Below are 26,746 nucleotides of genomic sequence, written 5' to 3' on the forward strand. Positions count from 1 at the left end.
TCCCATGTCCCATTCGACACCGCCCTCTGGGCCTCCTGCTCCTGGTGGACAGCGCCGCGTTGGCGCAGCGCCTGCTCCGGCCAGCCCGCTGCGCCAGTTGCGTGCGTCAGACCTGCGTGGTGTGGCCCGCCTGGCCACGCAGGCCACCACTGGCATCAGCCGGGTGGCTGAGGGGGTACACCAGTCAGTGCTGGGCACGCTGGGGCTGCCGGGCGGCGCACAGCCGGGCCGCACGCGGGGGCTGACCGGGCTGGTGTACCAAAGCATCCGAGGGGTAACGCAGCTGGTGGATGCGGGCCTGCAGGCCGGGCTGGCGCGGCTGGAGCCGTTTTTTGCTCCGTCCACGCCGGCCGGCGAGGTGCATTGGGAGCGCGAGGCGGTCGTTGCCGCACTCAACGGTGTGATGGGCGACCGCCTGCAGCGCGACGACAACCCGCTGTGCACGCAGATGGGCTGGTACCAGCAGGGACTGCCACTGGACCTGAGCGCGCTGGCCGCACCGGGCGCCGCCACGGGCAAACTCTTGGTGCTGGTGCATGGCCTGTGCATGAACGACCTGCAGTGGCTCCGCCACGGCCATGGCCATGGTGCCCATCTGGCCCAGGCCCTGGGCTATACCCCTGTGTACCTGCGCTACAACACGGGCCTGCATACCTCCACCAATGGGGCAGAGCTTTCGGCCCTGCTCGAAGCCCTGGTGGCCTCCTGGCCCGTACCGGTGACGGAGCTGTCCATCCTGGCCCACAGCATGGGCGGGCTGGTGGCGCGCAGCGCCTGCCACCATGCTGCCCAAGCGCCGGCAGGCGCCAGCGGCTGGCTGCCCCGGCTGCGCCACCTGGTCTTTCTGGGTACCCCGCACCACGGCGCACCGCTGGAGCGCGCGGGGCATTGGGTGGATGTGCTTCTGGGCAGCACCGCTTACTCGCGCCCCTTTGCACGCCTGGCCCAGCTGCGCAGCGCGGGCATCACCGACCTGCGCTACGGCCATGTGCTGGATACCGATTGGCAAGGGCGCGACCGCTTTCGCAAAAGTCCCGACCAGCGCACCCCGGTGCCGTTGCCCGCCGGAGTGGCTTGCCACGCGGTGGCGGCGACGCTGGCGGCGCGGCGCAGCCCGGTGGGCGAACGGCTGGTGGGGGACGGGTTGGTGCCCTTGCACAGTGCGCTGGGCATGCATGATGATGCTGAACGGATGCTGGGCTTTGCCAAGGCCCAGCAGGCAGTGTTCTATCGCCTGGGGCACCTGGACCTGCTGGCGGATGCAGGCGTGGCCCGGCAGCTGCAGGGCTGGATGCAGGGCCGTTGATCTAGAGCCTGTTCAAAGTCTTTTTGGAGATTGCATTGGAGTGCAATCGGGAGGGGTGGATGCTTCGAATGCGCCGCATGGGCTCAAGCCCATGCAAGCAGCCGAGACTTCCAATCGCCGATTTCACCCCAACCCTTCGGGCAAGGTACTTGTGCGACCTCAAAAAGACTTTGAACAGGCTCTAAGAGTACCCGAGCGGCCTGCTTTTTGACGCAGGCGGTGCTTGTCAGGTGCTGGGGCGCGGCTACCATGTCGCGGTGCGCTACGTAACAAGGAGAATTTAGTGAGTGATGCGAAATACCGCCTGGTGACCCGCAGTGACTTTGACGGCCTGGTCTGCGCGGTGCTGCTCAATGAGCTGAACCTGATTGACGAGATCACCTTCGTCCACCCCAAGGACATGCAGGACGGCAAGGTGCCGATCACGGACCGGGACATCACCACCAACCTGCCCTATGTGCCGGGAGCCCATCTGGTGTTTGACCACCACGAGTCTGAAACCATCCGCAATTCGGGCCGCCGCGACGAGAACCACATCATCGAAGCCCATGCCCCGTCGGCCGCGCGCGTGGTGTACAACTACTACGGCGGCAAGGCCGCGTTTCCACGCATCACCGATGAGATGATGGCTGCCGTGGACCAGGCCGACTCGGCGCAGTATTCGCGCGACGACATCCTCAACCCCCAGGGCTGGGTGCTGCTGAACTACCTCATGGACTCGCGCACGGGCCTGGGGCGCTTTCGGGAGTTCCGCATCAGTAACTACGCGCTGATGATGGACCTGATCCAGTACTGTCGCGACCACACCATCGATGAGATCCTGGCGCTGCCCGATGTGCAGGAGCGCGTGCAGCTTTACCGCGAACACGCCCCCAAGGCCCAGGAACAACTGCAGCGCTGCGCCATCCGCATCGGCAAGCTGGTCGTGCTCGATCTGCGCGAGGAGGACACCATCTGGGCCACCAACCGTTTCATGATCTACGCGTTGTTCCCTGACTGCAACATCTCCATCCACGTGATGTGGGGGTTGCAAAAACAGAACACGGTGCTGGCCACCGGCAAGTCCATCCTGGACCGCAGCAGCCAGGTGCACATCGGCAACCTCATGCTGGAGTTTGGGGGCGGTGGGCATGCGGCAGCGGGCACCTGCCAGGTGGCCAACGACAAGGCCGACCAGATCCTGCAGACGCTGGTGCAGCGCATCACGATCGAAGGTTGAACGCAAAGCGACAGGGGGCGGGCGGCAAGGCCGTGCATGCCGCCCCTTCGCAGTCAGTCGTCGCTCAGCAGCGCGCGGTAGATGGCGGCACCCAGCAGTGCGCCTGCAATGGGCGCGGCCCAGAAGACCCACAATTCCGACAGCGCATAGGCTGGGCCAAATAGCGCCGGACCTGTGCTGCGGGCCGGGTTGACCGAGGTGTTGGTCACCGGGATGGAGATCAGATGGATGAGCGTGAGGCACATGCCGATGGCCAGCCCGCCAAAGCCGCTGGCCGCGCGTTTGGCCGTGGCGCCCAGGATCACGATGAGGAAGATGGCTGTCAGCACGACCTCCGTCACCACGGCGGCCATCAGCCCATAGCCGCCGGGGGAGTGTTCGCCATAGCCGTTGGTGGCAAAGCCCCCGATGTCTGCGCCCGGCCTGCCTGTGGCAATGAGGTACAGCAAGGCCGCTGCAGCAATGGCGCCCAGCAGCTGGGCCAATACGTAGCCGGGCAGCTCCGACGCCTTGAACCGGCCCCCCAGCGCCAGCCCTATCGACACGGCAGGGTTGAAATGCCCGCCCGAGATCGGCCCCAGCGCATAGGCCCCGGTCAGCACCGTGAGGCCAAAGGCCAGGGACACGCCAACAAAACCGATACCCAGCTGCGGGAAAGCGGCGGCCAGCACGGCACTGCCGCAACCACCAAATGTCAGCCAGAACGTGCCGAGGAACTCGGCGGACCATTTTTTCAGGGATGTGGGCATGGCGAGAGGGCTCCGGAGGAAAAGGGGGCAGAAGATGGGAAGGCGGCCTCGCACCGAGCGCCTTTGGTGGTGTGCATCTTATGGGGCCTAAAGGGCAGAAATTGCTGTCAAATGCCTGCAAATTGTCAACAAACTTCAGCGCCGAAATGGCTATGGGGATGGCTTTGGTGCGGGCCGCGAGTGGTGAGAGGCGTGCGCCGCACAGTGCAACCCTTGAAATCACCGAGTCCGCCCCGAGGTGAACTCGCGCGAATGCATTTCCTGGCCTCCTGGGCGTGAAACGCGTTCTCTCTGCACCTTACACAGCAACCTTCAAGACACCATGAGTACAAAACAAACCCTGTCTTTCCAGGCCGAAGTAGCGCAACTGCTGCACCTGGTCACCCATTCGCTGTATTCCAACCAGGAAATCTTCCTGCGCGAGCTGATCTCCAACGCGTCGGACGCCTGTGACAAGCTGCGCTTTGAGGCGCTGGACAAGCCCGCCCTCTACGAGGACGCGCCCAACCTTGAAGTGCGCGTGACCTTCGACAAAGATGCCAAGACGCTGACCATCACCGACAACGGCATCGGCATGAGCCAGCAGGAGGCCATCGACCACCTGGGCACCATCGCCAAGAGCGGCACCAAGGACTTCATGGGCAAGCTCTCGGGCGACCAGAAGCAGGATGCCCAGCTCATCGGCCAGTTCGGCGTGGGCTTCTACTCCGGCTTCATCGTGGCCGACAAGATCACGGTGGAATCCCGCCGTGCGGGCCTGCAGGCCGACGAAGGCGTGCGCTGGATCAGCGGCGGCACGGGCGACTTCGAGGTGGAAGCCATCACCCGCGCCCAGCGCGGCACCAGCATCATCCTGCACCTGCGTGACGACGCCGAGGAATACCTCAACGCCTGGAAGCTCAAGCAGGTCATCGCCAAGTACTCTGACCACATCAGCCTGCCCATCCTGATGGAAAAGGAAGAGTGGAAAGACGGCGAGCTGATCAATCCATCGGACGAAAACGGCGGTCGCCAGCCCGGCGGCATGGTCAAGACCGGCGAGTGGGAAACCATCAACAAGGCCAGCGCCCTCTGGACGCGCCCCAAGAAGGACATCACCGAAGAGCAGTACGCCGAGTTCTACAAGACCATCAGCCACGACCATGAAGCCCCGCTGACCTGGGCGCACAACCGCGTGGAAGGCAACACCGAGTACACGCAGCTGCTGTACATCCCCGCCAAGGCGCCGTTTGACCTGTGGAACCGCGACAAGAAGGCCGGCGTGAAGCTGTACGTGAAGCGCGTGTTCATCATGGACGACGCCGAGGCGCTGATGCCCACCTACCTGCGGTTTGTGAAGGGGGTGATCGACTCGGCCGACTTGCCGCTGAACGTGAGCCGCGAGCTGCTGCAAGAAAGCCGCGACGTGCGCGCCATCCGCGAGGGCTCTACCAAGCGCGTGCTCTCCATGCTGGAGGACCTGGCCAAACACGACAAGCATGACACCAGCGCCAATGCCGACGGCGTGACCGATGTGGTGGATGCCGACGACAAGGCCAAGGAAGGCAAGTACACCGCCTTCTACAGCGAGTTTGGCGCCGTACTGAAAGAAGGCCTGGGCGAAGACTTCGGTAATCGCGAACGCCTGGCCAAGCTACTGCGTTTTGCATCCACCACCAGCGACGCCGTGACGGTCGGTTTTGCCGACTACAAGGCCCGCATGAAGGACGGCCAGGAGGCGATTTACTACATCACCGCCGACACCCTGGCCGCCGCCAAGAACAGCCCGCAGCTCGAAGTCTTCAAGAAGAAGGGTATCGAAGTGCTCTTGATGACCGACCGCGTGGACGAGTGGGCACTGAACTACCTGCACGAGTTTGACGGCACCCCACTGCAAAGCGTGGCCAAGGGCGCTGTGGACCTGGGCATGCTGCAGGACGAGGCGGAGAAGAAGGCCGCCGAAGAGGCCGCCGAAGCCTTCAAGCCCGTGCTGGCGAAGCTCAAGGAAGCGCTCAAGGACAAGGCCGAAGATGTGCGCGTGACCACGCGCCTCGTCGATTCCCCCGCTTGCCTGGTGGTGCAGGACGACGGCATGAGCACGCAGCTGGCCCGCATGCTCAAGCAGGCCGGACAGCAGGCGCCCGCGACCAAGCCCGTGCTGGAAGTGAATGCCGACCACGCGCTGGTCAAGAAGCTGGACGGCAGCGTGCACTTCCACGACCTGGCGCACATCCTGTTCGATCAAGCCTTGCTGGCCGAAGGCGGCTTGCCCGAAGACCCCGCAGCTTATGTGAAGCGCGTGAACGCCTTGCTTGTTTGACCCTGGATGTTTTGCAGGTAAAACGGCAGCAGGCGCTAGTGTCATAAGCGCTGGCTGCTACCAAATTTAAACCCCGGTGGTGCCAGGCACTACCGGGGTTTTTTGTTACGAACGGAGTGTGGCGTGTGCTGCGGCTGGGCTTTCAGGCCCTGGTGGCGAGGGTGATGGGAGGCCGGGCACCCCGTGGCCCGTCAATCCTGGGGCTCTGCCAGCTCCAGGATGCGTGCATGCGTCTGGTTGCGCTCCGCCGGGTCTGCATCGATCAGCCCCTTGAGCGCGCCGTCGGGCAACAGCATGCCTTTGCGCCGATCGGCCTTGACCGGCATGTTGCGCCAGCCCGACAGCACCAGCCAGTCCCACAATTCAGCGGGCACAGGGTGCGTGACCAGCATCTTCACCGGCCCCCGCACGATGAACACTCCCACTGCAGGCCGCGCTCCTACAGGCGCTGGCCGACGCGGTTGGCGGATTGATAGGGCGTTGCGGATCCAGTCTCTCATGGGGTGCGCTGCATACGGTGGGATGCCTTGCAGCATAGCCCAGCGTCGCCCGCAATGCCATCAGCTTGTTGCCAGTTGCGGCTGGAGATCGCTGCGCTCAGGTAGTGGTTCGGTAGCGGGTGCTGCGCTTCCATTCTTCTGCGGTAGCGACACCGCATCCAGCCGGTACCCCACCCCATACACCGCAGTGATCGTGTAGCCGTTGGCCTCCGTCAACTCCAGCTTGCTGCGCAGCCGCGACATGTGGGTGTCCAGGGAGCGCGAGGGGGTGTCGGTGGCGTCGCCCCATACCGCTTCGCGCAGGTGTGAGCGGGAAAGCAGGCGGCCCGCGTTGCGGAACAGGAACAGCGCGAGTTCGTATTCACGGTGCTTGAGCCCGATGGCTTGGTCGTGGATGCGCAGGGTGCGTTGTTCCGCGTCAAAGCGGTATGCGCCAAATTCCAGCCGGGCACCCATGGACTGGGGAAAGGCGCGGCGCAGCAGGGCGGTGGCGCGGGCCACCAGTTCGCCCATGCGCAGGGGTTTGCTCATGACGTCGTCCGCACCGCGAGACAGGGCCTCGACCACATCCCGTTCATCGCTGCAGCGGGTGATGAACAGGATGGGCGGTTGCATGCTGTGGGTGCTGCGCACGGTCTGTACCACGTCGGTGCCCTCCATGTCGGGCAGGTGCCAGTCCACGATCAGCAGGTCGAAGGTGTCGTTGCGCAGCGCCTCCAGCAGGCTGGTGCCGTCGGCAAAGGTGTGGCACACATGCTGGTGGCATTCCAGGGTGCCCTTGATCTGCTCCAGCAGGAGAAGGTCGTCGTCAAGGACTGCGATGCGCATGATGGTGGGCTCTGGGGGTTGGCACCCCGTTGGAATCAACAAAACACCCCCCGATGGGGAGCGCTTTGATGTTGCCCCACATCTGCCTGCTGTGCGCGCAGGTTGACAATCGTTTGCAATGGCCGGGCCCCGCCCGGTCGCGCCTTTTCAGGCCACCAGCGGTTCTTCCTCCATCGCCTCGATCTGCTCGATCAGCATGTCCACCTGCCCGCGCCAGTAGTCGCTGGTGCCAAACCACGGAAAGTTCACCGGAAAGATCGGGTCCTGCCAGCGGCGCGCGAGCCAGGCGCTGTAGTGGATGAGGCGCAGCGTGCGCAGCGGCTCGATGAGCGCCAGCTCGCGGCGGTCAAAACTGCGGAACTGCTCGTAGCCGTCAATCAGCGCGCCGAGCTGGTGGGTGCGCTGGCGCCGGTCGCCCGACAGCAGCATCCACAGGTCCTGCACGGCCGGGCCCATGCGCGCGTCGTCCAGGTCCACAAAGTGCGGGCCGCCGCGGCCCCATTCGTCGAGCGGCGTCCACAGGATGTTGCCGGGGTGGCAGTCTCCATGCAGACGGATGGGGGTGGCGTCTTTCAAGCCAAATCGACCTGTGGCGCTACTACTATCTGCGTGAGCAGCTATCAAATCGAGAGCTTTGTCGCACTGGGCCTTCCAGGTGGCCTGCATGTCGAGCGGAATGATTTCGTTCGAGAGCAGCCAGTCGCGCGATGCGGTGCCAAAGGTCTCCAGGTCCAGCAGTGGCCGGTGCACAAAGGGCTGGGCCGCGCCCACGGTATGAATCCGTGCCAGAAAGCGGCCTATCCATTCGAGCACCTCAAAGTCGTCCAGCTCGGGCTGGCGTCCGCCGCGCCAGGGGCTGACGGAAAACGCAAAACCGTCGTGCTGGTGCAGGGTGGCGCCGTTCAGCACCATCGGGCCCACGGCGGGCACTTCGGCGGCCATCAGCTCCGCGGCAAAGGCGTGTTCTTCAAGGATCTGCGTCTCGCTCCAGCGGCCCGGGCGGTAGAACTTGGCCACCACGCGCTCACCGTCTTCCAGCGTGACCTGGTACACCCGGTTTTCGTACGACGACAGGGCCATGAGGCGGCCATCGCCATACAGGCCCACGCCGGCCAGCGCGTCCAGCACATGGTCGGGGGTGAGGCGGGCGTAGGGGTGCTGGTCGTTGGGAGCGTTGGCGGCGGTATCGGGGAGCAATGGGGTCATGCCCCATTGTCGCCGCCTGCCCTACCGTCGCTTGCGCGGGGGGCCGTCAGCGCGGCAACATCGTCGCGATATGCCCCGCGCGTGGGTCACCGCTGCCCGCCAGCACGCTGACGAAGAGCGTCTGCGTGGCCTCGGGGCCCGTGTGGTGCTGCACCACCAGCCAGGGCTGCGGCCCCGACGAGACGGCGGCGCTGAACTGGTCCCAGGCCGTCACCAGGCGGTCGTTCAGGCCCTGCGCACCCCAGTCGGCGTGGCGCTTCTTGACCTGGGCGGGGGCGAAGAACATCACCGGGCGCGGGCCGGGCAACTGGCCTGCGCCGCCCAGGTCCTGCACATGGCTGGCGCCCACCGAGCAGCTGTAGGCCAGGCCCGTGAAGTGGGCATGGATGCGCTGGCGCAGGCCCACGCTGCCCGCAAAGTCGATGTAGACGCTGGGTGTGGCGCCATCGATCTGGTCCAGTGTGTCGTAGGTGACCACGCGGCTGTAGCAGCCCAGGCTTTCGCAAAACGCCACATTGCCGGGCGAGGTGAGGCCAATGACCTCGATGCCCTCCCGCTGTGCAAGCTGGAAGGCGGTGCCGTAGGCCGTTTTGCTCGACGCGCTGGACAGCAGCATGCGCCGGGCGCCAAAGAACTGCTGGTCGGCCAGAAAGTCGTCGATGAGCCACGAGGTGATGAACAGCGGCCGCAGCAGGGCCTGCACGTCTTCGTTGTCAGCGCGGTACAGCCCATCGGTGCTGGTGCGCAGGTAGTGGTTGTAGACCGCATGCAGGCCCGCGCGGTGCGGGGCGCCGTCGCTGAAGCCCGTGGGGTTGACCCGCTGGGGCGACAGCACGGCCTGACTGGCCATGGGCCAGTAGCCATACAGCCGCTCGCCCACGGCCACGGCCGGGTGCAGCGACTGCACCACGGTGCCGAAGCCCCACACGGGCACGATGCCCCAGCCGGCCTCGCCGGTGGGGAAGAACTGCCAGTAGTTCAGCATGTCGCCCAGCGCGGCATAGGTGATGTTGTTGGCCGTGAGGGCAAAGGACTCGACCCGCACGCGGACCTGGCCCTCGGCCAGCGGGGTGTCGTCGGTGGTCAACAGGCGGGTGGTGGCCAGCTGGTCCTGGCGCACGAGAAGGGTGGTGGTGCTCATGCCGCGACGCTAAACCAAAGCGGGTCCGCGCTCAAGCGGCGCGCGCCGCCTGGGCGACAGGTGCGGGGCGTGGCGGTGCGCCGGAGTGCCGGAATGCTGACGGGCTCAGTCCTCCGTGGGCTGGGCCAGTTGCTCGAAAGGCAGCGCCTGCTTGACCAGGATGACGGTGCAGGGCGCATCGCGCGCCACGCGCATGGGCACCGTGGCAAAAAAGCGCTGGGTTTGCAGCCCGTGGGTGGCGGCGCCTAGGATCATCATGCTCACGTGGTTGCTGGCCGCGTAGCGCACCAGCGCCTGGGCCACGTCGCCCGCTTCGAGCACGTGGTAGCTCACGGCATGTCCGGTCAGGTCCAGCCCCTGGGCCCACTGGCGCAGGCGCGCCATGTGCTGGCGGTGCAGCGTGGTTTCGCTGCGCTCGCTGTCGCTGGTGCTGCTGGCGCCGGGCGACACCACCGTCACGCAGGCAAGCCGCGCGCCGGGGCGTATGCCCAGGGAGCGTGCCACCGCCTGGCGCAGCGAATACAGCGTGGCGTCCGTCACGTCGGCATGGGGCACGGCCACCATGAGGATGGGCGTGTCCTCGATCTGCTGCGAGGGCAGGGGGCTGGGCGTGTAGTGCATGCCCGCAGCACGCAGCCAGCGGCGCACATGCGTGCGCAGTGGTGTGCGCTCCGTGCGTTCGCCGCGTTCGGTAACCAGCACCTGTTCGGGGTTGGACAGGTCGAAGGCCAGGTGTGCTGCCGATGGGTAGCGGCTCGCGGCCTCGGGCTCTAGGCAGCGCAGGATGACCTCCTGCAGCCAGGGCGGGATGTCGGCTCGGTGCTTGCGCGGCGGCGCGGGCGTCATCCACAGGCGCTGGCGCATGCCGCCGCTGGTGGCGGGTGCGCCAAAGGGCAGCTCGCCCGTGGCCAGCTCGTACAGCATCACGCCGATGGCGAAGATGTCACTGCGTGGGTCGCCGCGCACCCCCACCACCTGCTCCGGCGCAATCCAGGCGGGCGAGCCCACGGCCTGGCGCATTTCCTCGGCCAGCAGGTCGGGGTAGTGCGCGTGGCACGACAGGCCAAAGTCCAGCAGCACGGCCGTGCCATCGGCCTTGATGAGCACGTTGGCGGGCTTGAGGTCCAGGTGGCACACGTTCTGCTGGTGCAGGCTGTGCGCGGCGTGCGCCGTGGCCGCGCCCAGGCGGGCTATTGTGGCGATGTCGCAGCGCCCGGGCACATCCAGCCAGTGCTGCAGCGTCTGGCCGGGGATGTATTCCATGACCAGATAGGGCAGCCGCACCAGGTCGCCTGCCGCCACAAAACGCGGCACATGCGGGCCGCTGAGCACGGGCAGGATCTGCAGCTCCACTTCGAAGCTCACGATGTTCTCGGCCCCGTCACCCGCCGTCATGCGCGGGATCTTCATCGCCATGGCAAAGCCGGGGCTGCGGTCGGCCTGCGCGTATTCCACGGCGTAGATGTGGGCCATGCCGCCCGCGTGGATGCAGTCCATCACGCGGAAGCCGTCGATCTCGGTGCCGGGTTCGAGCAGTTTCATTGACCATGCTCCAGCCTGTCGGCATAGAACGCGGGCAGGCCTGCCGCGCGGATGGCGGCTGCGGCGGCCAGGTGGTCATACGGCACGCGGTGGAAGGTGATCTGCCTGGCGGTGTCGTCGAACAGTGCGTACATGGCGCGTGCATCGCCGTCGCGCGGCTGGCCCACCGAGCCCACGATGCCCAGCCACTGGCGGTGTGTCGGCACGGGAACCGGCACGCCGGGCTCGGGCGCAAAACGCATCAGCTTGGCCGTGGGTGTGAGGAAGTACAGCACCTGCTCGTGCACATGGCCGCAGAACACGTAGCGGATGGCGGGGTCGATGCCTTGCGCGGCGGTCATGCTGCGCTCGGCGGCGTTGGAGTCCTCCACATACCGCCACTGCGCGGGCATGTCGGCACTGGCGTGCACTAGCAAGGCGCTGCTGCCCAGCCGTGCCGTGAGCGGCAGCGACTGCAAAAAGGCGATGTGGCTGTTGCCGAGCTGGTCGTGCGTCCACTGCGCTCCCAGCTCGCTGCGGTTGCGTGGGTTGGCGGGGGGGGCCAGAGCCATGGCGTCGTGGTTGCCCAGCACGCACAGGGCGCCTTGCTGAGCCAGGTCACGCACCTGCTCCACCACCGCCACGGGCTCGCCGCCGTAGCCCACCAGATCACCCAGCAGTGCAAATTGTTCGGCGCCCTGGGCGCGGGCGTGTTGCAGGCAGGCGTCCAGGGCCTGGCGGTTGGCGTGGATGTCGGACAGCAGGGCGATTTTCATGGGGTTGTCTCCAGCCCCATCATCGCGCGCATGGCTGAATGCCAGCTTGCAGTCAGTAGCGTTTGCCCGGGTTCAAAAAAATAGCTGCTACCGCCCGTCTATAGGGCGGTGGCAGCTATTAATTTGATAGCTCAGAGGCTGTGCTGTGCGGCGGGTTTTTTGTCCAGCGCCAGCACCAGGCCCAGCGCGATGATCGCGGGCAGCGCCTGGCTGAAGAAGATCTTGGGCGCTGCGGTGGCGGCGCCAAACACCCCGGCCACGATCACACAGGCCAGGAAGAAAATCTTGAACACCCGGTTGCCGGTGAACAGCCCCCAGAACAGGCCCGCCGCCAGAAACCCGTTGTACAGCCCCTGGTTGGCCGCCAGCGTGGTGGTGGCGTCGGCCAGCTCCTGGGTCAGGTTGAAGGTCTTCGTGCCCAGGGGCTTGTTCCAGAAGAACATTTCGAGAACGAGGATGTACATATGCTCGATGGCCACCAGGGCCACCGCGATGCGGGAAAGCAAGTGGCGGCTCATGGTGCAGAACGTGTTGGCGGCCTCGCGGCGGCCGCGTTGGAGTGCAATCGGGATGAGTGGATGCGTCGGATGCGCCGCATGGGCTCATGCCCATGCAAGCAGCCGGGGCGTTCAATCGCCCGATTTCGCTCCAACCCTCCGGGCAGTGGTCTTTGCGGGCGGTCTGCGGCGTTGCAGCGCTTGTGGATAGCGGGGCTATCCACGGCGCACCGCGCCTTGCATCCCATCCCGCAAAGACCGCTGCGCGGCCACTGAGAGGTCGTCAACACGCTCTCAGACGATCGTAATGGTCACGTCGATGTTGCCGCGCGTGGCGTTGGAGTAGGGGCAGACCTGGTGGGCTGCGTCTACCAGCTTCTGGGCCGTGGCCTTGTCCAGGCCGGGCAGGCTGATGGCCAGGCGGGCAGCGATGCCGTAGGCGTTCGGAATAGGGCCCAGGTCCACTTCGGCGTCGATGGACACGTCCTGGGGCACGGGGATGCCGATCTTGCCGCCCACCGCCTTCATCGCGCCGATGAAGCAGGCTGCGTAGCCGGAGGCAAACAGCTGCTCGGGGTTGGTGCCGGTGCCGGACGTACCAGGCGAGGACAGCTTGACGTCCAGGCGGCCGTCATCGGTCTTGGCGGCGCCATCGCGGCCACCGGTCACGTGCGACTTGGCGGTGTACAGGACTTTTTCGAGTGTGGTCATGGTGTCTTCCTTGCGGTTGTTGCCCACTGGCGGGCGGTGGAGGGAATCGGTGTTTGCGTTGTCTGCAGGCCGTCAGCGTTGCTCGCTGAGCCGGTCTCGCAGCTGCTTGAGTTCGGTGGTCAAGGTGGTCAGCTCGGCAATCGAGCACTGGCTGCTTTGCAGCACGCACGGTGGAATGGCTTCGGCCTGGTTGCGCAGCGCGCGGCCTTGTGACGTGAGGGTGATGCGCACGCGGCGCTCGTCCTGCACATCGCGCAACCGGGCAATGTGGCCCTGCGCCTCCAGGCGCTTGAGCAACGGCGTGAGCGTGCCGGAGTCGAGGAACAGGCGCTCGCCCAGCTCGGAGACGGTCACGCCATCCTGTTCCCACAGCACCAGCATCACGAGGTACTGGGGGTAGGTCAGGCCGATCTGGTCGAGCAGGGGCTTGTAGAGCTTCGTCATCGCCAGCGAGGCGGAATACAGCGCAAAGCAGACCTGGTTGTCCAGCCGCAGGATGGCGGGGCTGGGGGTGTGGGGTGTGCTGTGGCTGGGCATGGAGTGAATTGTGGTGGTAAATTAAATTGTGCGCAATTGAATTGTGAAAAACTTTGTTAATGGATGGGATTGTGTGGGTGGGGGAGCGGCGCCGCGCCATCGGTGCTATCCGCGCGTCCCGCTTGCGCAGGCGGGGGCGCTGTGCCCCCTTCACCCTCGGGAAATTGCTATCAATAGCAGAGCTGCTAGCGCATTATTCATATGCGCTAGCGGCCGATTTGGCTTGAAATTTGGCATGTCGTGGTTCGGGCGACGACGAGCCACCAGGCCCTCAGCGCCCGCTGAACTGCGCGGGCCGCCGCTCGACAAACGCGCGCACGCCCTCGGCTGCGTCCTCGCTGTTGGCCAGCTCCTTTTGCACCGGGATGAAATCTGCCACCGCAGCGGCCTGGCCCTGCTCAATCGCCTTGAGCACATTGAGCCGCGTGGCCACTACCGCCAGCGGCGCCTGGATGGCGATGCGCTGGGCGATGGCCAGGGCTTCGTCCAGTTCCTGGCCTGCAGGCACCACCTTTTGCACAAAGTTCAGGCGGTACGCCTCGGCGCTGCCGAACTCATCGGCGGTCAGCAGGTGCAGCAGGGCATTGCCGGTGCCCGCGCGCTCGGCCATGCGCAGCGTGGCGCCGCCCGTGGCCATGATGCCGCGCTGCACCTCCATCTGCGAAAAGCGGCAGTTATCGGCCGCCACCACGATGTCGGCACCCAACATCAGCTCGATGCCCACGGTGAAGCAGATGCCCTTGACCGCCACCACCATCGGCTTGGTGCGTCGGCGGTAGCCGGGCAGGCCGTAGTCGTGGGGCTCCACCAGGCCTTCGGGGATGGCTTTTTCGCCGCGCTGCATGTAGGCGCTCACGGCGGGCAGGTCCAGCCCTGCCGTGAAATGGTCGCCCATGGCGTGCAGCACACCAACACGCAGGTCGGGGTCGTCATCAAGCCGGGTGTAAGCCTCGGCCAGCTGGCGGAACATGGGAGGCGTCCAGCCGTTGCGCTTGGCCGGGCGGTTGATGCCGATCAGCAAGACATGGCCGAGCACGAGGGTGTCAATGCAGCCCTCGGGCGGGGGCGTGTTGGACGTGAAGGTGGGCATGGTGTTGTGTCTCCTTGCCCATGATTGAAAACGTATCCAGTCGTGCACGCCGTCTCAAGCGGGACAGCACATGCGTGCAGGTCTTCCATGCGTCGGCGGCCTCAACCACCGGCGCAGCGCCCTGCCAGTGCCCCCGCGCAAGAGCCGCCCCGTCGCGCTGGGGGCGTCCCCCTCGGGGGGAAGGCGCGAAGCGCCTCAGGGGGTCAATAGCTATACACGCCCTGGCCTGTCTTGCGGCCCAGGCGGCCCGCCGCCACCATTTCCTTGAGCAGCGGGCAGGGGCGGTACTTGCTGTCGCCGAACTCGGTGAGGTACACGTCCATCACGGCCAGGCACACATCCAGGCCGATCATGTCCGCCAGCGCCAGCGGGCCGATGGGCTGGTTGCAGCCCAGTTTCATGCCCGCGTCGATGTCCTCGGGTGTGGCCAGGCCTTCCGCCAGCACGAAGAAGGCCTCGTTGATCATGGGCACCAGGATGCGGTTGACCACAAAACCGGGCGCGTTCTTCACGGTGATAGGGCTCTTGCCCAGGGCTTCGGCCAGCGCCTTCACGGCGTCGTGCGTGGCGTCGCTGGTCTGCAGGCCACGGATGATCTCCACCAGCGCCATCATGGGTACGGGGTTGAAGAAGTGCATGCCAATGAAGCGGTCGGCGCGGCTGGTGGCGGCGGCCAGCTTGGTGATGGAGATCGAGGACGTGTTCGATGCAATCAGCACCTCGGGGCCCACCAGTGCATCGACCTGCTTCAAGATCTTGAGCTTGAGCTCGTAGTTCTCGGTGGCGGCTTCGATCACCAGCTGCGCGGCCTTGAGGTCGTCGTAGCTGGTGGAGGTCTTGATGCGCGCCAAGGCTGCGTCCTTGTCGGCGGCGCTGATCTTCTCCTTCTTGATCAAGCGGTCCAGGCTGCCAGCCACGGTGGCCAGGCCTTTTTGCACTGCAGCATCCGAGATATCGACCATCACCACGTTGATGCCCGACACCGCACAGGCCTGTGCAATGCCGTTGCCCATGGTGCCTGCGCCGATGATGCCTACGGTCTGAATCGTCATATAGAGAGCCCTCTTCAAAGTGAAACGGATGGACGGAATGGTAAGGCGAATCGCACGACCGTTCGGTTATCGTGCGTCAAACCTGAACCAACAAGCCGCTGCGCAGCATGGCGGAGGAGACACAAAACATGTTTGACTACATCGTGATCGGTGGCGGATCGGCGGGCTCCGTGCTGGCCGGCCGTCTGACTGAGAACCCCTCCGTACGCGTCTGCCTGCTGGAGGCAGGGCCTGCCGACAAAAGCGTGCTCATCCACTGCCCGGCTGGGCTGGCCGTGATGGCCAAGTTCGAACTGAACGGCTGGGGCTTCAACACCACGCCGCAGGCTGCGCTGAATAACCGGCGCGGCTACCAGCCACGCGGCAAGGTGCTGGGGGGCTCCAGCTCCATCAACGCCATGGTCTACATCCGGGGCCAGCACGCCGACTATGACCACTGGGCCGCGCAGGGCAACCCGGGCTGGGGCTGGGAGGATGTGAAGCCTTACTTCGTGCGTGCCGAGAACAACGAACGCGGCGCCAACGCTTGGCATGGCCGGGGCGGCCCCTTCAACGTGGCAGACCTGCGTGCACCCAACCGGTTCAGCCAATATTTCACCGACGCAGGTGTGCAGGCCGGGCACCCGCACAACACCGACTTCAACGGCGCCACGCAGGAAGGTGTGGGCCTGTACCAGGTCACGCACAAGAACGGCGAGCGCCACAGCGCAGCCAAGGGCTACCTCACGCCGCACCTGGCGCGACCCAACCTGCAGGTCATCACCGGGGCGCATGCCACGCGCATCCTGTTCGACGGCACGCGCGCGGTGGGTGTCGAATACCGCCAGGGCGGCGCGATCAAGCAGGTGCGAGCGGGCCGCGAGGTGCTGCTGAGTGCGGGCGCGCTGCTGTCGCCGCAGTTGCTGATGCTGTCGGGCGTGGGGCCTGCCGCGCATTTGCAGCAACACGGCATCCCGGTGCTGCACGACCTGCCGGGCGTGGGCCAGCATCTGCACGACCACCCCGACGTGGTGCAGGTGCTGGACGCACCCGAGCTCAAGGACCTGTTCGGCCTGTCACTGTCGGGCATGGCGCAGACGCTGCGCGGCATAGCCGAATGGCGCAAGCACCGCACGGGCATGTTGACCACGAACTTTGCCGAGGCGGGGGGCTTCATCAAAAGCGACCCGTCCGAGCCCGCGCCCGACCTGCAGCTGCACTTTGTGATCGGCAAGCTGGTGGACCACGGGCGCAAGACCGTGTTCGGCCATGGTTACTCGGCCCACGTGTGCCTGCTGCAGCCCAAGAGCCGGGGCTCGGTCACGCTGGCCAGCCGCGACCCCATGGCCTTGCCTTTGGTGGACCCGAACTTCCTCGCGGACCCGGATGACATGGCGCGCATGGTGCGTGGCTTTCAGCGCACGCGCGAGATTCTGGCGCAGCCCGCGCTGGCGAAGTTCGGCGCCAAGGAGCTGGCAGCCTCGGCCAACGCGCGTACCCCTGCCGAGATCGAGCAGTTCATCCGTCAGTACGCCGACACCATCTATCACCCCGTGGGCAGCTGTCGCATGGGCCCTGGGCCTCTGGATGTGGTGGATGCACAGCTGCGTGTGCACGGCCTGTCGGGCCTGCGCGTGGTGGACGCGTCCATCATGCCGCGCATCGTGAGCGGCAACACCAACGCGCCGACGGTGATGATTGCTGAAAAAGCGGTGGACCTGCTGCGGGCCGCGCCGTGAACGATTTCACGTTTGGCGCCCGGAACGCGATTTTTAAGGTTTTCAAAGGGTCTGTTTAAGGAGTTTTTAACAGGCAAAAGCGCGGCGAATTTCTAGACTTCTTTGCATGGAAAAGGGTGCATGGTGCACCCGGCCCGGCGCCAAAAAAAAGGCGCTGAAAGAGCCCACCGGGGCCATGAAAGAACGTGATGAAGATTGATGCCCGCGAAATTGCCGCACTGACACAAGCCCAGCCCGCCGCCCCCCGCATGGATATGTACGCCAGCATCCACAAGGCGCTGCGCGCCTTCATGGCCGACACGCTGCTGGGCCTGGGCCGCATGGATGTCGAGGACGACCTGGAGTTTGCCCACACCTGCGACCGCGTGATGCAGTTGCTGGACCTGTGCCGCGCCCACCTGCACCACGAGAACCAGTTCGTGCACGCCGCCATGGAGGCGCGCCAGCCCGGATCCAGCCAGAGCATTGCCGGTGAACATGTGGAGCACGAAGAGGCCATCACGGCCCTGGCAGACGGGGTGAACCACCTGATGGCCTGTGCCAAGCCCGCACGCCCCGCAGCCACCCAGGCCCTGTACCGCCAGCTGGCGCTGTTTGTGGCGCACAACTTCGAGCACATGCACGAGGAAGAGACTGCGCACAACCGAGTTCTGTGGCAGTGCTACACCGACGCGGAACTGGCGGGCGTGCACGATGCGCTGGTGGCCTCGATCCCGCCGCAGGAAATGATGGTGGTGGCCCGCTGGATGGTGCCGTACATGTCACCGGCAGAGCGCACCGCCATGTTGTCGGACATGCAGCAACACGCCCCAGCCCCCGTGCTGGCGGCTGTGCTGGCGCAGGTGCAGCCGCATCTCACGCAGCCCGAGTGGACCAAGCTCATGCGCAGCCTGGGGCTGCCGGTGGTGCCGGGTCTGGTGCACTGAGAAGGTGTGAACAAACCCGCCATGCCCGCTCATCCCGCCAAAACACACCCGTTCGTCGTTACAAATGCTCGCCATAGCCCAAGCTATGGCTGCGCTTTGCGTCTCGATCGGCCGCGTTTTGACGGCCTGCTCGGGCTCGCCGGACTCATTCACACCTTCTGAGGCTCAAGCGTCTTCCAGCACCACAGGGCGCAGCACACACAGCCGAAAGCGCCCGCGCCCCGTTTTTTCGATGTGGATGTGCGGGCAGTTCTCCTGCAGGCGGCGCTGCAGCAACAGCAACCGCGCTTCGAGGTTGTCGGCCACATCGGGCAGGCGCAGGGCGGGGTCCAGCCGCAGTTCGCGGTTGGTGAAGTCCACGCGGCCCGTTTGCTGGTGGTCGCGCAGCAGCTTCCAGACAATGGCGCCCGCAACGCCCTTGATCAGGTAGTCGTCGTTGATGAACACGCTGTCGTTGGCTGCAAAGTGGCGCACCCGCAATGCGCTGCCAGTCACGGGGGGGCCGCAGAGATGGCGGGCAGTGGATCGGTGGCATCGGGCGACGCCTGCAGCAGGTCAATGGCAGCCGCCAGTTGGCCCGCCATGGCCACCAGCAGGTCTTCATCCTCAAAACCAAACCGCATGTCCTGCGGGCTCTCGGCAAACAGCACGCCCAGCAGCCGCCCGGCTGACAGCAGCGGCACAGCCACCTGGCTGTGCGGCTCCGGCAGGCCGGGGTAGGGGATGTCCAGGCCGCGCAACGCGGGCGCATCGGGTGTGGCGTGCGCGTCCATGCTCTCGCGGATGGCATGGCTGTACAGGGCGGCGTGCGTCATGTGGCTGATGCGCACCGGCGTGCGCTCGCGGGCTGCCATGCCGATCACCCCCTGGCCCAGCCGGATTTCTGAACCCACGCCCGAGGTGGCGTAGCCGCAGCTGGCCACGGTGTAGAGCTGCTGGGCGCTGGCGTCCAGCATCAGCACCATCGCGTGTTCGATGCCCAGCTTGTCCTGCAGGCCTTGCAGTGCGCCTTGCAGCAATTCGTCCAGCCCCGTACAGCGCGCGATGCTTTCGCTGCACAGGCGCAGCGTGTGCAGCAGCCCGGAGCGCGGCGCCGGTGCAGGCAGGCCTTCACCCGCCACCGATTCGATGCGCTCCACGGCGTAGATGTCGGCCCCTTTGAGTTCAAACACTTCGGCCATACCCTCATGCGACGCAATGCCCGCCAGCTGCGCGCGCATGCTCTCAAACACGGGGCCGCTGTCTTCGGTGCGTTCGTACAGCAGGTGCAGGCGGTAGAAATGGGCGGTGACCGGGTCCAGCACCAGCACTGATGCGCGCGGGTTGCGCAGGATGTTCTGGCGGGTCTTGTTGAAGAACTGGAACGACAGCGCCACATGCGCTGCGTCTACATAGACCACCTGCGAGATGTAGGCCACGTTGGGCGTGCCATCGGGGTCACAGGTCGCCATCACTGCCGGGATGGCGCCCTCCAGGCATGGGCGGATCGTGTGCAGGGAGGGGGCGTCACTCATGGCTGGCAAGCGCAGGTGATGGACGTGTCGCGGGCGTGGTGGGTAACGCAGCGCCCGCGCGCGGGCCGGGGGTCTGGTCGAACGCACTGGTGGGGGTGAAGGTCACTGCCACCACATCCTCCAGTGGCGCCGCCAGCATGGCCGCCACGTAGCGAGGCCCGTAGCCAACCCTGCCTACCTCGTGCACCATGGACTGCAGGTAGGCCTGTAGCACCGGAAGATCATCGTCATGAGCCGGGCGCTGGGTGGCTTGGCGGGCCTTGAGCTGCAGCGTTCGGTGGGTGGATGGCTCGCTGAAGACCACGGCAATCTCACCGGTTTCGGCAATGTCCTGCAGCAACTGCCTGGACTGGGTGCTCCGCAGGTAGACCGTGACTTCCTGTCCGTCGGCACTGATGTGGCTGCCCACGGCCCGCATGATGCTCGGGCGCAGGGCTGCATCGCGCGACGCCACGATGGCCGACACGCCTTTGGCCACCATGGCGATGCGGTCCGGGTCCAGCACGACCGTCATGCCTTGAAGCGCTTGCGGGTCAGTGCCAACGCCGCCCAGAACGCCACCACGGTGGTCACCACCAGCACCAGACCATGGCGCCATGGGTGGGCAGGCCACTGGTCCATGAACAACGGGCGCACCAGTTCGACCGCGTTGGTCAGCGGCAGCCAGTCGGAGATCGCTCGCACGATGGGGGGCAGTTGCTCGCGCGGGAAGAACACACCCGAGAGAAACATCATGGGCGTGAGCACCAGGGTGAAGTAGTAGGTGAAGAAGTCATACCCCTTGGCCAGGGCATTGAAGATGAGCGCGATGCTGGAGAACATCACCCCCACAAACAACAGCACCGGCCAGGCCACCAGCAACTTGGGGCTGTGGCTGATGGAGAGCGCCAGCATCACGCCCAGGATGGCGGTGACGGTAAAAAGCGCCTTGAACGCGGCCCACAGCATTTCGGCCAGCACCACGTCGTCCAGGCTGACCGGCGCGTTCATGATGCCGTCCCAGGTCTTTTGCACATGCATGCGCGAGAAGGCCGAGTACAGCGCCTCGAAGCTGGCCGCGTTCATGGCGCTCATGCAGATGGAGCCGCTGGCGAGGAACAGGATGTAGGGCACCTTGGTGTCGCCCGCCGCGCCGCCCACGTTCACCTGCCCCACCAGGGCCCCCATGCCGTAGCCAAAGGCCACCAGCCACATCAGCGGCTCGGCAATGTTGCCCACCAGGCTGGGGATGGCCAGCTTGCGCCAGACGAGCAGGTTGCGCATGAACACGGGCCACCAGCGCACGGACAGGCTGGGCGGGCGCCATACCGACGGCGGGGGCGGGGCCACAGAGGCCACGGAGGACGGGGTAACGGTTTGCATCCGCTTATTGTGCGATGTTGGCGGGCGGACGCACAGCCCCTGGCGCGCCTGCTGGAATGGCCCGCCTGGCCGGCTGGGCACGCCCATTGCTTGGGTGCTGTCATGCCCACCCATGTCCTGAACCTGCCCGCCGGTGCCAGTGCCCTCTGGCAAAACCGCCTGGGGTTGCTGCTGGAGTCCACGGGCGAGGGCGTGTTTGGTATCGACCTGGCCGGCAACTGCGTGTTCATCAACCGGGCGGGCGCACAGATGCTGGGCTTTGCCGCTGAGGAGGTGATGGGACGCAACATGCATGCGCTCACCCACCACAGCCACCCCGACGGCAGCCCCTACGCCGACAGCGACTGCCCCATCTTCAATGCCTTCCGCCAGGGCCTGCCCTGCCGGGTGGACACCGAGGTGTTCTGGCGCCGCGATGGCTCGGCGTTTGCCGTGGAGTATTCGAGCCACCCGATTCTGGAAGGTGACCAGGTGCAGGGAGCCGTGATCGCCTTTGTGGATATCACCAGCCGCAAGCGTGCTGCCGATGAGCTGCAACGCGCGCACGATGAACTGGCCCGTGCCAATGACGAACTGGAGCGCCGCGTGGCCGCCCGCACGCACGAGCTGTCGCAGGCGCTAGCGCAGCTGCGCGAGCTGTCGGCTTACTCGGAGCAGGTGCGGGAGGACGAACGCACCCGCATCGCCCGCGAAGTGCACGACGAGCTAGGCAGCCTGCTGGTGGCGCTGAAGATGGATGTGAACTGGTTGCACAAGCGCCTGGGCGAGCAGGGCGAGCGCACGCCCGAGGCGGCGGGAGACATGCGCACCCAGATGCGCTGCAAGTGCCAGAACATGAGCCGCCTGATCGAAAACGCGGTGGACAACGTGGGCCGCATCATCACCGACCTGCGCCCCAGCATCCTGGACCACCAGGGGCTATGGGCCGCGCTGGAGTGGCAGGCGCAGGAGTTCGTGCAGTCGGCCGAACTGGAGCTGGCATGGCAGATGGATGTGCCCGCCACCCTGCACTTGCCCGAGCCTGCAGCCATCGCTGTGTTCCGTATCTTCCAGGAGATGCTGAGCAATGTGGGCCGCCACGCGCAGGCCAGCGCCATCGACATTGCCATCGACGTGCAAGATGAGATGCTGCAACTGCGCGTGCGCGACAACGGCGTGGGCGCCACCCGCCAGGCCCTGGAGGCGCCCACCGCCTATGGCGTGATGGGCATGCGCGAGCGGGCGCGGCAGCTTGGGGGCCGGCTGAGCATCACCAGCGAGCCGGGGCAGGGCTCGTGCCTGCAATTGCTGATTCCTCTGGAGCTGTCATGAATTCCGTGGTTCGAGTGTTGATCGGTGATGATCACCGCATCGTGCGGGAGGGGCTCAAGCAGGTGCTGGGCGACCCGGCCAATGGCGCGCCCGAGATCACCGTGGTCGCCGAGGCCACCCAGGGCCGCGAGGTGCTGGAGCTGGTCGCCGCCCTGCAAGGGCCCACGGGAACACCGGGGCTGGACCTGGTGCTGCTGGACATCGCCATGCCGGGCATGGACGGCCTCGAAGTGCTGCAGGCGCTGCGCAAGGCCTGGCCTGCATTGCCGGTGCTGATGCTCAGCACCTACCCCGAGCGGCAATACGCGGTGCGCTGCATCCAGATGGGCGCGGCGGGCTACCTGCACAAAAGCGCCGATCCCGACGACATGGTGGCCGCCGTGCGCAAGGTGGCAGCAGGCGAGCGTTACCTGACGGAGGCGACCGCGCAAGCCCTGGCAGGTGCACTGGAACGCACCGGGGTGGTGCGCACCGCCCAGCAGGGCACGCCCGCCGGGGTGGACGCGCTCTCCTATCGGGAGCACCAGGTGTTCCGCCTGCTCACTGCCGGGCAGAGCGTGAGCGAAATTGGTGCGCAGCTCAAGCTAGCGCCCAACACGGTGAGCACCTACCGCGCCCGCATCCTCGAAAAGACCGGCGCGCGCAACGACGTGGAGCTGGCGCTGCTGGCGCGTGGCGCACCGGCAGAGTGATTTGCGGGGCGTGCACCTCCGATTTGTAGTGCTGGCCCTACACGCTGTAGACACCACACCCACGAATTCATGACAGCGGGCCGACATCGTCAAAAACTGGCCCGCGCTTTGCGTAACGCCTGGTACCAACTTCTTCGAGGTGTGCCATGTCCGAATTCTTCTCGCCCTACGATGCCGACCGCCCGTTGATGCTGAAATGCAGCTGTGGCCGCGACCACACGGTGGCTGACCACCACGCCGAGGTGTCGGCCGATGCTGCGGCCGCCACCCTGCGCCAGCGCAGCGAGACCCGTGAGTTCGAGCTCTACAGCAACGAGTTCATCGAGGCCACGCTGGTCAAGGCGCTGTTTCCGCAAGACGCAGTGCGCCGCCGCTTCATCAAGGCGGTGGGCAAGGGCACGGCCATGGCGGCCATCGCCAGCGTGCTGCCCGTGGCCAGCATGCAGGCCATGGCGCAAGAGAAGCAGGGCGCGCTGGAGAAGACCAACCTCAAGATCGGCTTCATCCCGATCACCTGCGCCACGCCGCTGATCATGGCCCACCCGCTGGGCTTCTACAGCAAGCAGGGCCTGAATGTGGAGGTAACCAAGACGGCGGGCTGGGCGCTGATCCGCGACAAGATGATCAACAAGGAGTACGACGCCACGCACTTCCTGTCGCCCATGCCGCTGGCGATCTCCATGGGCCTGGGCTCCAACGCCACTCCGATGAACGTGGCCACCATCCAGAACGTGAACGGCCAGGCCATCACGCTGAGCCTCAAGCACAAGGACAACCGCGACCCCAAGAACTGGAAGGGCTTCAAGTTTGCGATCCCCTTCGAGTACAGCATGCACAACTTCCTGCTGCGCTACTACCTGGCCGAGGCGGGCTTGAACCCCGACATCGACGTGCAGCTGCGCGTGGTGCCACCCGCCGAGATGGTGGCCAACCTGCGCGCGGGCAATATCGACGGCTTCCTCGGCCCCGATCCTTTCAACCAGCGTGCCGTGTTCGAGGAAGTCGGCTTCATCCACCTGCTCACCAAGGACCTGTGGAACGGCCACCCCTGCTGCGCCTTCGGCACCAGCACCGAGTTCATCCAGAAGAACCCCAACACCTTTGCCGCGCTGTACCGCGCGGTGCTCACCTCGGCCGCGATGGCGCGCAACCCGGCCAACCGCGAGCTCATCGCCAAGGTGATTGCGCCCCAGGCCTACCTGAACCAGCCCGAGGCAGTGCTCAACCAGGTGCTCACCGGAAAGTTCGCCGACGGCCTGGGCAAGATCCAGAACGTGCCCGACCGGGCGGACTTCGACCCCATGCCCTGGCAGAGCATGGCCGTGTGGATGCTCACGCAGATGCAGCGCTGGGGCTACATCAAGGGCGATGTGGACTACAAGCAGATCGCCGAAAAGGTGTTCCTCATCACCGATGCGAAAAAGCAGATGAAGGCGCTGGACCAGAAGGTGCCCGAAGGCGCGTACCCCAAGTTCAAGATCATGGGGCGCGAATTCGATGCCGCTAAGGCGAGCGAGTACGCAAAGAGCTTCCCCATTCGCAAGGCGGCATGACATGACTCCCGCCAAGAACCTCAACCTGCGCGCGGGCCTGTTGTCCGTGCTCATCTTCCTGGCCCTGCTGGGGATCTGGTACATCGCCACCGCTTCTTCGGGCGCGGGCAACAGCACGGCCGGCATGACCGCCGAGCAGATCGAGTACGCCAAGATGATGGGCAAGGACCCAGGCGCCAGCGCCAAGGGCAGCGGCTTCCCCTCGCTGGCAGAGATGGGCCGTACCGTGTGGGGGCATTTGTCCAACCCGTTCTATGACAACGGCCCCAACGACAAGGGCATCGCCATCCAGCTCGCGCATTCGCTGGGCCGTGTCGCGCTGGGGTTTGGCCTGGCCTGCCTGGTGGCGATACCGCTCGGTTTCGTCATCGGCATGTCGCCGCTGCTGCGCCGTGCGTTCGACCCGTTCATCCAGGTGCTCAAGCCCATCAGCCCGCTGGCGTGGATGCCGCTCGCGCTCTACACCATCAAGGACTCATCGATCTCGGGCATCTTCGTGATCTTCATCTGCTCGGTGTGGCCCATGCTGGTGAACACGGCGTTTGGTGTGGCCTCGGTCAAGCGCGAGTGGCTCAACGTGTCGGCCACGCTGCAGGTCAACCCGCTGCGCAAGGCCTTCCTGGTGATCCTGCCCGCCGCAGCGCCCACCATCCTCACGGGCATGCGCATCAGCATGGGCATCGCCTGGCTGGTGATCGTGGCGGCCGAGATGCTGGTGGGCGGCACGGGAATTGGCTACTTCGTGTGGAACGAGTGGAACAACCTGTCGCTCACCAACGTGATCTTCGCCATCCTGGTGATCGGTGTGGTGGGCATGTTGCTCGACCTGGCGTTTGGCCAGCTGCAGAAGGTGGTGACCTATGTGGAGTGATGTCGCCCAGGGCCCGGCTGTTTCAGCCCCTCTTTCCACTTACGCCACTGACATACCGTACCGAAAGGCCTCTGCCGTGACCCAAGGCTTCCTCCAGATCGACAGGCTGAGTAAGGCCTTTGTGCCCGCCAAGCCCGTGTTTGCCGATGTGTCGTTTACGCTCGACAAGGGCGAGTTCGTCTGCATCATCGGCCACTCGGGCTGCGGCAAGACCACCATCCTGAACGTGCTGGCGGGGTTGGACACCGCCACCTCGGGCACCGTCATCATGGACGGGCGCGAAGTGGCCGGCCCCAGTCTGGACCGGGGCGTGGTGTTCCAGAGCCACGCGCTCATGCCCTGGCTCACGGTGCGCCAGAACATCGCGTTCGCCGTGAAGTCGCGCTGGCCTGACTGGAAGAAGAGCCAGGTGGATGCGCATGTGGAGAAGTTCGTGGCGCTGGTGGGCCTGAGCCCTGCCATCGACAAGAAGCCGTCGCAACTCTCAGGCGGCATGAAGCAGCGCGTGGGCATTGCGCGCGCGTTCTCCATCCAGCCCAAGATGTTGCTGCTGGATGAACCCTTTGGCGCACTGGATGCGCTCACGCGCGGCACCATCCAGGACGAGCTGATGGCCATCGTGCGCCAGACGCAGCAGACGGTTTTCATGATCACCCACGATGTGGACGAAGCCATCTTGCTGGCCGACCGCATTCTGCTCATGAGCAACGGCAACGAGACGCCCGAGGGCTACCGCCCCGGCGGCATCGCCGAGGTGGTGGTGAACCCGCTGCCACGCGAACGCACGCGCACCAGCCTGCACCACCTGGACGGCTACTACGCGCTGCGCAACCACATCGTGGACTTTTTGGTGACCCGAGCCAAAGCCCACTGATTTCCTGAATAACCAAGCCCTGTCGTGTTGCCCCTTGGGGTGGCAGGGAGGGCGGCACCCTGAAGTTCCTGTTCCCCGTTTCAAATCCCACCCCAACCAAGGAGTCATCCCCATGAACCGCAACGACGTCACCGAAAAAATCATCAGCACCAAGGTCGCCAAGGGCCTGCAATGGGACGCCATTGCCAAGAAAGTCGGCCAGTCCAAGGAGTGGACCACGGCCCTGTGCTTGGGCCAGATGACTGCATCGCCCGAGCAGGCCAAGGTGCTGGGCAAGATCTTCGGCCTCACGGCCGAAGAGCAGAAGTGGCTGCAGGTAGTGCCCTACAAGGGCTCGCTGCCCACGCCCGTGCCTACCGACCCTCTGATTTACCGCTGGTATGAAATCGTGAGCGTGTACGGCACGACCATCAAGGAGCTGATGCACGAAGAGTTTGGCGACGGCATCATGAGCGCCATCGACTTCAGCATGGACATCCAGCGCGAAGCCAAT

Annotated in this window: 27 protein-coding genes; 11 read left to right on the plus strand and 16 right to left on the minus strand. The window is 65.5% G+C overall.

Translation table 11 applies throughout. The annotated features are described in order from the left end of the window. Positions 1 to 4 precede the first annotated feature (4 nt). A complete protein-coding gene (locus tag ISS20_RS08050) occupies positions 5 to 1,306 on the plus strand; it encodes an alpha/beta hydrolase (RefSeq protein WP_291435449.1) in 1,302 nt (433 codons plus the stop codon). A 283-nt stretch (positions 1,307 to 1,589) separates the two neighbouring features. Further along, entirely contained in the window at positions 1,590 to 2,525 is a 936-nt protein-coding gene (locus ISS20_RS08055) for an exopolyphosphatase (RefSeq protein ID WP_291435450.1), read from the plus strand. Between the two features lie 53 nt (positions 2,526 to 2,578). On the opposite strand, the gene aqpZ is transcribed toward ISS20_RS08055, so the two are convergent. Continuing rightward, positions 2,579 to 3,274 carry an aquaporin Z gene (gene aqpZ / locus ISS20_RS08060; protein ID WP_291435452.1) on the minus strand — a complete coding sequence of 232 codons (696 nt, stop codon included), beginning with the start codon at positions 3,272 to 3,274 and terminating at the stop codon, positions 2,579 to 2,581. Between the two features lie 322 nt (positions 3,275 to 3,596). On the opposite strand from aqpZ, the gene htpG reads away from it, so the two are divergent. After that, the gene (gene htpG, locus ISS20_RS08065; protein ID WP_291435454.1) at positions 3,597 to 5,573 is read left to right on the plus strand and encodes a molecular chaperone HtpG; all 1,977 of its coding nucleotides are present in this window, start codon (positions 3,597 to 3,599) and stop codon (positions 5,571 to 5,573) included. 191 nt (positions 5,574 to 5,764) lie between these two features. On the opposite strand, the gene ISS20_RS08070 is transcribed toward htpG, so the two are convergent. The 11 genes from ISS20_RS08070 to ISS20_RS08120 form a co-directional block, all read right to left on the minus strand. Continuing rightward, complete coding sequence (locus tag ISS20_RS08070; RefSeq protein WP_291435456.1) at positions 5,765 to 6,073, minus strand: hypothetical protein; 309 nt, start codon at positions 6,071 to 6,073, stop codon at positions 5,765 to 5,767. A gap of 60 nt (positions 6,074 to 6,133) precedes the next feature. Continuing rightward, positions 6,134 to 6,901: a response regulator transcription factor gene (locus ISS20_RS08075; RefSeq protein ID WP_291435458.1), complete on the minus strand. Its 768-nt coding sequence runs from the start codon at positions 6,899 to 6,901 to the stop codon at positions 6,134 to 6,136. A gap of 147 nt (positions 6,902 to 7,048) precedes the next feature. Then, the gene (locus ISS20_RS08080) at positions 7,049 to 8,107 is read right to left on the minus strand and encodes a serine/threonine protein kinase (protein WP_291435460.1); all 1,059 of its coding nucleotides are present in this window, start codon (positions 8,105 to 8,107) and stop codon (positions 7,049 to 7,051) included. A 46-nt stretch (positions 8,108 to 8,153) separates the two neighbouring features. After that, positions 8,154 to 9,248, minus strand: a complete 1,095-nt coding sequence (locus tag ISS20_RS08085; RefSeq protein WP_291435462.1) for a DUF2855 family protein — start codon at positions 9,246 to 9,248, stop codon at positions 8,154 to 8,156. 105 nt (positions 9,249 to 9,353) lie between these two features. Then, on the minus strand, positions 9,354 to 10,790 hold the full coding sequence (locus ISS20_RS08090; protein ID WP_291435464.1) for a bifunctional serine/threonine-protein kinase/universal stress protein: 1,437 nt from the start codon (positions 10,788 to 10,790) through the stop codon (positions 9,354 to 9,356). After that, on the minus strand, positions 10,787 to 11,545 hold the full coding sequence (locus tag ISS20_RS08095; RefSeq protein WP_291435466.1) for a metallophosphoesterase family protein: 759 nt from the start codon (positions 11,543 to 11,545) through the stop codon (positions 10,787 to 10,789). Before ISS20_RS08095 ends, ISS20_RS08090 begins: the two co-directional genes overlap by 4 nt. Before the next feature lie 131 nt (positions 11,546 to 11,676). Next, a complete protein-coding gene (locus ISS20_RS08100) occupies positions 11,677 to 12,063 on the minus strand; it encodes a DUF1304 domain-containing protein (RefSeq protein ID WP_291435468.1) in 387 nt (128 codons plus the stop codon). Between the two features lie 273 nt (positions 12,064 to 12,336). Further along, positions 12,337 to 12,753 (minus strand): organic hydroperoxide resistance protein, encoded by a 417-nt coding sequence (locus ISS20_RS08105; protein WP_056060042.1) that lies wholly within the window; start codon positions 12,751 to 12,753, stop codon positions 12,337 to 12,339. Positions 12,754 to 12,825: 72 nt separating this feature from the next. After that, entirely contained in the window at positions 12,826 to 13,290 is a 465-nt protein-coding gene (locus ISS20_RS08110; RefSeq protein ID WP_099731384.1) for a MarR family transcriptional regulator, read from the minus strand. Positions 13,291 to 13,561: 271 nt separating this feature from the next. Beyond that, the gene (locus tag ISS20_RS08115) at positions 13,562 to 14,380 is read right to left on the minus strand and encodes a crotonase/enoyl-CoA hydratase family protein (RefSeq protein WP_291435471.1); all 819 of its coding nucleotides are present in this window, start codon (positions 14,378 to 14,380) and stop codon (positions 13,562 to 13,564) included. 203 nt (positions 14,381 to 14,583) lie between these two features. Next, a complete protein-coding gene (locus ISS20_RS08120; protein WP_146870108.1) occupies positions 14,584 to 15,432 on the minus strand; it encodes a 3-hydroxybutyryl-CoA dehydrogenase in 849 nt (282 codons plus the stop codon). Between the two features lie 128 nt (positions 15,433 to 15,560). Between ISS20_RS08120 and ISS20_RS08125 the strand changes: the two genes are divergently transcribed. Together ISS20_RS08125 and ISS20_RS08130 are read left to right on the plus strand one after the other, a co-directional pair. Next, positions 15,561 to 17,150 (plus strand): choline dehydrogenase, encoded by a 1,590-nt coding sequence (locus ISS20_RS08125; protein ID WP_291435475.1) that lies wholly within the window; start codon positions 15,561 to 15,563, stop codon positions 17,148 to 17,150. Between the two features lie 188 nt (positions 17,151 to 17,338). Further along, positions 17,339 to 18,076, plus strand: coding sequence for a hypothetical protein (locus ISS20_RS08130; protein WP_291435477.1), 738 nt, complete (start codon positions 17,339 to 17,341; stop codon positions 18,074 to 18,076). 165 nt (positions 18,077 to 18,241) lie between these two features. On the opposite strand, the gene ISS20_RS08135 is transcribed toward ISS20_RS08130, so the two are convergent. The 4 genes from ISS20_RS08135 to ISS20_RS08150 are packed head-to-tail and all read right to left on the minus strand — an operon-like array spanning position 18,242 to position 20,952. Beyond that, positions 18,242 to 18,571: a hypothetical protein gene (locus tag ISS20_RS08135; protein WP_291435478.1), complete on the minus strand. Its 330-nt coding sequence runs from the start codon at positions 18,569 to 18,571 to the stop codon at positions 18,242 to 18,244. Continuing rightward, positions 18,568 to 19,590, minus strand: a complete 1,023-nt coding sequence (locus ISS20_RS08140; RefSeq protein ID WP_291435480.1) for a GAF domain-containing protein — start codon at positions 19,588 to 19,590, stop codon at positions 18,568 to 18,570. The genes ISS20_RS08135 and ISS20_RS08140 overlap by 4 nt, the downstream gene beginning before the upstream one ends. Further along, the gene (locus ISS20_RS08145; RefSeq protein WP_291435482.1) at positions 19,583 to 20,104 is read right to left on the minus strand and encodes a hypothetical protein; all 522 of its coding nucleotides are present in this window, start codon (positions 20,102 to 20,104) and stop codon (positions 19,583 to 19,585) included. The genes ISS20_RS08140 and ISS20_RS08145 overlap by 8 nt, the downstream gene beginning before the upstream one ends. Further along, complete coding sequence (locus ISS20_RS08150; RefSeq protein WP_291435484.1) at positions 20,101 to 20,952, minus strand: ABC transporter permease; 852 nt, start codon at positions 20,950 to 20,952, stop codon at positions 20,101 to 20,103. Before ISS20_RS08150 ends, ISS20_RS08145 begins: the two co-directional genes overlap by 4 nt. 102 nt (positions 20,953 to 21,054) lie before the next feature. On the opposite strand from ISS20_RS08150, the gene ISS20_RS08155 reads away from it, so the two are divergent. The 6 genes from ISS20_RS08155 to cynS all read left to right on the plus strand — a co-directional run. Further along, positions 21,055 to 22,263 carry a PAS domain-containing sensor histidine kinase gene (locus ISS20_RS08155; protein ID WP_291435485.1) on the plus strand — a complete coding sequence of 403 codons (1,209 nt, stop codon included), beginning with the start codon at positions 21,055 to 21,057 and terminating at the stop codon, positions 22,261 to 22,263. After that, entirely contained in the window at positions 22,260 to 22,955 is a 696-nt protein-coding gene (locus tag ISS20_RS08160; RefSeq protein WP_291435486.1) for a response regulator transcription factor, read from the plus strand. The genes ISS20_RS08155 and ISS20_RS08160 overlap by 4 nt, the downstream gene beginning before the upstream one ends. A gap of 146 nt (positions 22,956 to 23,101) precedes the next feature. Then, positions 23,102 to 24,508: a CmpA/NrtA family ABC transporter substrate-binding protein gene (locus ISS20_RS08165; RefSeq protein ID WP_291435488.1), complete on the plus strand. Its 1,407-nt coding sequence runs from the start codon at positions 23,102 to 23,104 to the stop codon at positions 24,506 to 24,508. A gap of 1 nt (position 24,509) precedes the next feature. After that, positions 24,510 to 25,379, plus strand: coding sequence for a nitrate ABC transporter permease (gene ntrB / locus ISS20_RS08170; RefSeq protein WP_291435490.1), 870 nt, complete (start codon positions 24,510 to 24,512; stop codon positions 25,377 to 25,379). After that, complete coding sequence (locus ISS20_RS08175) at positions 25,369 to 26,253, plus strand: ABC transporter ATP-binding protein (RefSeq protein WP_291435492.1); 885 nt, start codon at positions 25,369 to 25,371, stop codon at positions 26,251 to 26,253. Before ntrB ends, ISS20_RS08175 begins: the two co-directional genes overlap by 11 nt. 112 nt (positions 26,254 to 26,365) lie before the next feature. Beyond that, on the plus strand, positions 26,366 to 26,746 hold a 381-nt coding region (cynS, locus tag ISS20_RS08180; RefSeq protein WP_291435494.1), incomplete at its 3' end, for a cyanase.

It is taken from the genome of Acidovorax sp. (assembly GCF_016783915.1).
GTDB lineage: Bacteria > Pseudomonadota > Gammaproteobacteria > Burkholderiales > Burkholderiaceae_C > Acidovorax.